General features: G+C 41.5%; 6 protein-coding genes and 1 pseudogene. 5 read left to right on the plus strand and 2 right to left on the minus strand.

What is annotated here, in order from left to right; all coding sequences use genetic code 11:
* The first annotated feature begins 508 nt into the window (after nt 1-508).
* Nucleotides 509-934 carry a GNAT family N-acetyltransferase gene (locus BM210_RS34010; protein WP_256224227.1) on the plus strand — a complete coding sequence of 142 codons (426 nt, stop codon included), beginning with the start codon at nt 509-511 and terminating at the stop codon, nt 932-934.
* 357 nt (nt 935-1,291) lie between these two features.
* Here the strand turns inward: BM210_RS34010 and BM210_RS34015 are convergent, their stop codons facing one another.
* Both BM210_RS34015 and BM210_RS34020 read right to left on the minus strand, forming a co-directional pair.
* Nucleotides 1,292-1,693 carry a VOC family protein gene (locus tag BM210_RS34015; protein WP_091177090.1) on the minus strand — a complete coding sequence of 134 codons (402 nt, stop codon included), beginning with the start codon at nt 1,691-1,693 and terminating at the stop codon, nt 1,292-1,294.
* Nucleotides 1,694-1,825: 132 nt separating this feature from the next.
* A complete protein-coding gene (locus tag BM210_RS34020; RefSeq protein WP_091177091.1) occupies nt 1,826-2,020 on the minus strand; it encodes a hypothetical protein in 195 nt (64 codons plus the stop codon).
* 323 nt (nt 2,021-2,343) lie between these two features.
* On the opposite strand from BM210_RS34020, the gene BM210_RS34030 reads away from it, so the two are divergent.
* The 4 genes and pseudogenes from BM210_RS34030 to BM210_RS35500 form a co-directional block, all read left to right on the plus strand.
* Nucleotides 2,344-2,844, plus strand: a complete 501-nt coding sequence (locus tag BM210_RS34030) for an RNA polymerase sigma factor (RefSeq protein WP_256224228.1) — start codon at nt 2,344-2,346, stop codon at nt 2,842-2,844.
* The gene (locus BM210_RS34035; protein WP_091177093.1) at nt 2,841-3,530 is read left to right on the plus strand and encodes a hypothetical protein; all 690 of its coding nucleotides are present in this window, start codon (nt 2,841-2,843) and stop codon (nt 3,528-3,530) included. Before BM210_RS34030 ends, BM210_RS34035 begins: the two co-directional genes overlap by 4 nt.
* A 378-nt stretch (nt 3,531-3,908) precedes the next feature.
* A complete protein-coding gene (locus BM210_RS34040) occupies nt 3,909-4,613 on the plus strand; it encodes a CPBP family intramembrane glutamic endopeptidase (RefSeq protein ID WP_091177094.1) in 705 nt (234 codons plus the stop codon).
* A gap of 370 nt (nt 4,614-4,983) precedes the next feature.
* A pseudogene (locus BM210_RS35500) lies at nt 4,984-5,196 on the plus strand (IS110 family transposase); the annotation flags it as partial.

The following is a 5,196-nucleotide window of genomic DNA, read 5'->3' on the forward strand; positions in this document are numbered from 1 at the left end:
CAGGATTTTACAAAGAAAGCACGGAGAACCGAGTTCCTGCCCGAAAAGGGCTTTGACCCGTCCGCTAAACGCAATCGGTCTCCACAACTTGGAAAAGTATAACGATGGAATGTTAGGGCTTAGACCCGTAGAGCCATGGGATGGTAAACTTCCAGGTATTCGTGGAATATGCGTGCAGTAAAATGAAATTTAGGGGAATGAATTTTACGGCTCCTCTGTTCCCGCACGCTTTAAATGAAAGAATTTTAACCACGGGACTTTGTTTTTTTAGCAGTTGTTATTATCAAGGTGATGAAATCCTGCGAATGAGTGAGTATACGTTAGATAAACCATTAAAACCGAGGGACGGGCAGTAGAATTTAATAATAACTGATTTTTATCTTCTGCATGTTTGTGGTAAGTGCTAGCATTACCTTAAGAAAAATGAATAAAGAAAGAAGGTGCATTTACAGTGGAGCTCCAGATAGTCAAAGTCCCCTAAGAAGAGAAAGAGATACTTCAAAATTTAATGCAATTTTATTTCTATGATTTTTCCGAATTTATAGATTCTGATGTTAAAGAAAATGGGTTGCATGGAAAATATCCATATTTAGACAATTATTGTGTTGATGAAAATAATCGACTCCCTTATTTAATTAAACATGAGGGGAAACATGTAGGATTTGTATTGGTTAGATACATCGAACTTGAAGATAAAAAACCTCATTTTTCAATTGCAGAGTTTTTCATAATGAAGAAATATCGAAGATTAGGGTTTGGTAAAGAAGTAGCCATAAAAATATTTGATGTACATAAGGGACAATGGAAAGTGTTCCAAATGGAGAAAAATGTTCCCGCACAGTTATTTTGGAATAAAGTGATTAATGAATATACTGAGGGAATTTTCTCTGTTCGAATAGAACAGGGAAAGAGGATACAAGAATTCCGCAACTAACGGGTACGATAGTTCAACTCCGAAGGGGCAGTCGATCGGCACCCTCTCTCCCTACAACACTAACGAAGTTTTGATGCTTCATAAGGTGTTCCACTAAACGGGTACGATATTGAAAGGAGCTTACCTCTTGGCAACTCCTCTTTTTGTTCATTCAACGGGCAGGATAGTTCCAATATGTGTTAATATAGTTTATGTAAGACCAATAAATTAACACTGGCTAACCAAGGTGATTTGTATTAGTTTAACCCACGAATTTTTCCTTCTATGCAACTATCTTGATTTGAATGACAGATATGAGATTATACGGGGTGTAAAAAAAACGCCGGTGACCTTAAGCAGGTGACCGGCGTTTCCATATTAGCGTTTCGGCATTTTGCTCTCATCCATGTATAACAGGTTCCAGCGGTGACCGTCTAGGTCGGCAAATCCTGCGCCGTACATCCAGCCGTCATTTTCACTAGGCTTGCCAAAGATGCTTCCTCCGGCAAACTCTACTTTTTGAATAAAGGCATCTACTTCTTCTCTGCTTTCAGCGCCAATGGAAAAAATTACTTCTGCGCTATGGGAAGTATCTGCGGTTTTTGAACCTGTAAATTTCTCAAACGCCTCATCCGGGAACAGCAGAATCGTTGTTTGGCCTATGGCAAGCTTGGCTCTCTCGTTACCAACGCTCACCGCATGGAATCCAATCTCATTGAAAAAGGCAGTTGACCTCTCAACATCTTTGACCGGCAGGTTAATCCAAATCTCCTGTGACATGGCTGTAGCCTCCTAGAATATATTTTCAACTACTCTTACTATACTCTACTTCTGGAATCAGAAGCGAATCTTATAAAAGAAACCGCAAGGTATGACATTCCTGTCATGCATCCTGTGGTTTCCTTAGTAAACTTATTTACTTGTCTGCTCCAGCATCGTCTCCGTCAAGGTATCTATCTGGCCAAGAATGGATTTCGCATCAAAGTAGAAGTGCGTTTTGTAATCCAGCGGAATGACATTGCCGTTATTAACGGCCGGAAGTCCTTGCCAGATTTTGCTTTCGGTAAGAGCCTTAAGCTGCTCTTCGGATGTTTTCGTATACGACACAAATATGCCCTCAAATTATGCGAATGACACAAAACTACCCCCAGATACGGATGTTTTCTTGCCGCTGAACAGCGGTTAACAAACATATACGCAAATTAAGATGAAACCACTTTCTATGAATACAGCCACTTCCAATCAAACCCAGCACTAAATACGAAAAAATTACTGGGAAGCAATCCGTGTTAAAATGAATCGCCGCGATGTTCGGTTTTTCAGCGCTCTTGAATACGACCATTGAATCCACCGCATTTGGTTTTGTAATTTTTTTAATCAAGATAAGATATTTCACTAGTTCCAATCGTGTTATATGTGGAGGTGATGAGATGGAAAAGGATTCTTTACTGCGTACAGATAAAGAATTGGGCGAAATCTATATACGAAATGTAGATATGGTCTATAGACTCTGCTACATGTATTTGAAAAATGCCGCTGATGCAGAAGATGCGGTTCAATCTATATTTCTAAAATTAGTACAGCCCGATAAATCCTTTTCTGGCCGCGACCATGAAAGAGCATGGCTGATTGTTGCAACGAAAAACCATTGCAAGGATATTTTAAAAAGCTTTTGGAATACCCGCCATGTACATTTAGAGGTTCTGCCAGAGCTACCTTGCCGGGATGATCGTGCCCAATCGGGAGAAGTGCTTGAACAACTTCTATCCTTGCCGGATAAGTACAAAATCGTCTTATATCTCTACTACTTTGAGGATTACTCCGTCAAAGAAATTTCAAACTTGCTGGGACATAAAGAAAGCACCATCCAAACCCAATTGGCTACGGGACGTAAACGATTAAAATTTCATTTAGCGGGAGGGGCAATATGAACAATCCTATTAATGACGTGTTTGACGCTTTAACGCCAACCGAAGGACAGAAAGATAAAATGTGGAAAGCGATTTCCGCGCAGAAAAATGTACAGCAGCCAATCAGAAGCCGCTCACCTATTCGGCGCAGACTGCTGGCATCCTTGACAGCGTGTTTTTTGATGGTTGTTGTATCTGCAACGGCATATGCGGCCATAGACGGTAAAGTTGTTTCGATCATTAAAAATCAGATGAACAAAATTTTCTTCGCCAGTGGCAGTAGTATCATGCTTCAAATCAATGACGATGGCGTTTCTGTAGGTACTGACGGGATTAAAGGTGAGTGGTTGGTTAAGGAATCGTCGTTTGGACGGCTGGTCTTAACGGTAAATGGAGAAGACATGAATATTACGGATACCCTTTCGGAAAAGGGTTATTTCTATTACGATTACCGGGACGACGCTCAAATCTTGCATCGGGTTTATATTGTTAAAAATGCAGGCGGCACGAAGGATTATGCAGAACGTTGGTATTCTCAATACGAGTGGTTGCCCGAACTTGGAGTGGGCGGCGGCAGCAGGGGAACTAGTGGGCCTTTGTCGCGTGCTATTATGTTAGTCGAAGTCGGAGTTAAAGAAGGAACCGGTGATCTTGATACCATGCTGCAGCAAGAATTGGATAAATATTGGGCTATGTATGACGGCTAATCTTTGATAGCTAAAATTACTCTTCGAATAACCACAGAGGAAAGCAAACGGATCTCAGTCTCTAACAGTGCTCAGTTCTTTATTTTCAAGAAGCCGCGACCGCTGTAATCAGTGTAAGTTCTTTTAGCCTGACAATATTGATTTGACACAAATCTACCCTCAATGTGTCAAAAATTAAATAGAATACAATGGTGTGATAATTGTGTCGACATTGAGGGGATTTGTGTCATCGGACACTAGATCTTAAGAGGATGTTAGACTCAACTGAGTTGACATAATGTTGTAAGTTTGTTTATTACGTCGGTTTGCAAATTCTTGAGCTCAAAAAAAACAATCATGCGAGAATAAATTGATAGATAAAGAGGGAGGAGATTTGTAATGTTAGGCATTATTGTGATTTTACTGTTGTCATGGCTTTTGCTTCGCTTCACGGTTAGGCAGCAATTGTCTGTACTGGGGTTCAATCCCATTGGTCTGCGCCTAAGGCAATTTGGATTTGCTTTACTGATTGGACTGTTCGTTTGTGTGGTTGTCAAATGGACAGAGTCTGTGGTTACGTCAGCGGGCTGGGAAGTAAACTCAGGCTATCAATGGTCTAATTTTTTCTCCGCTAGTTGGTGGAGTTTTAAGTCTGTTTGGTTTGAAGAGCTGCTATTTCGAGGTGCACTTCTTGTCATACTGATCCGCTGGTTGGGTGTTCGATTGGGAATTGTTCTTTCGGCAGCCGCGTTTGGGGCTTATCATTGGTTCTCGTATGGTTTGTTCGGCAATATCCCTGTCATGATCTTGATGTTTGCAACTACTTTTGTGATGGGACTGGTATGGGCGTATGCGTACTCAAAATCTGGTTCCATGGCGATCGCAGTAGGCAGCCATTTTGGTTGGAATGCAACATCGGCAATCATCTTCTCTGACGGTCCTATTGGTGATCAATTGTTAATTCAGCTTAAAGGTGCTGAGTATGTGCCGCTCACGGGCTTGCCGTCGCTATTGTTTTATATCGCTTCGAATACAGCGTTACCATTCATACTTTTTTTCTGGATCAAGTACAAGATAACTAATCGACCAGGCGAAACATTATAGAGAGTGAGCAAAAATCAGCATGCTTCTTCTGGACTAGACCAACTTAGCGTAAGGCGACACAAAAGCAAAGAGGCTATATTGGTGTCGCTGGACATTTGCCCCTGGTGACAGCGTCGCTATTAAATGGATACGAAAATGTCCATTTCGTAACAAATGAAAATGACGGGCTAACAAGACTTTCTGTATGGTAGTAACGTTCTGCTAACGAAGAACGATAGTGGAAGAGCTTGCTTGACGGCAGTTCCCCTTTTGGTTTATTGAACCTTCCTGTAGGGCTTAAGAAATGACCTTTGCCAAAAAAGAAGCACCTCGGTATGATGGGGTTGTCCACGGGTTCGAAACCCAATACCATCAGGGAGGCGCTCTTACTATGAAGTTTAAGCAATCTGACGGACAAAATCAACGAATAGAAAGAATTACTACATCTCACTTAGTGGTTGGCATCGACATCGCGAAGGAATTCCATGTTGCACAGGCGACAAATTTTCGAGGCATTGTTCTTAGCACGCGTCATCTCAAGTTTTCTAACACCAGGGAAGGATTTGAAACATTCGGCCGATGGTTTAACGACCTACAGCGGAAG

This window comes from Paenibacillus sp. 1_12, from assembly GCF_900114475.1.
Lineage (GTDB): Bacteria > Bacillota > Bacilli > Paenibacillales > NBRC-103111 > Paenibacillus_S.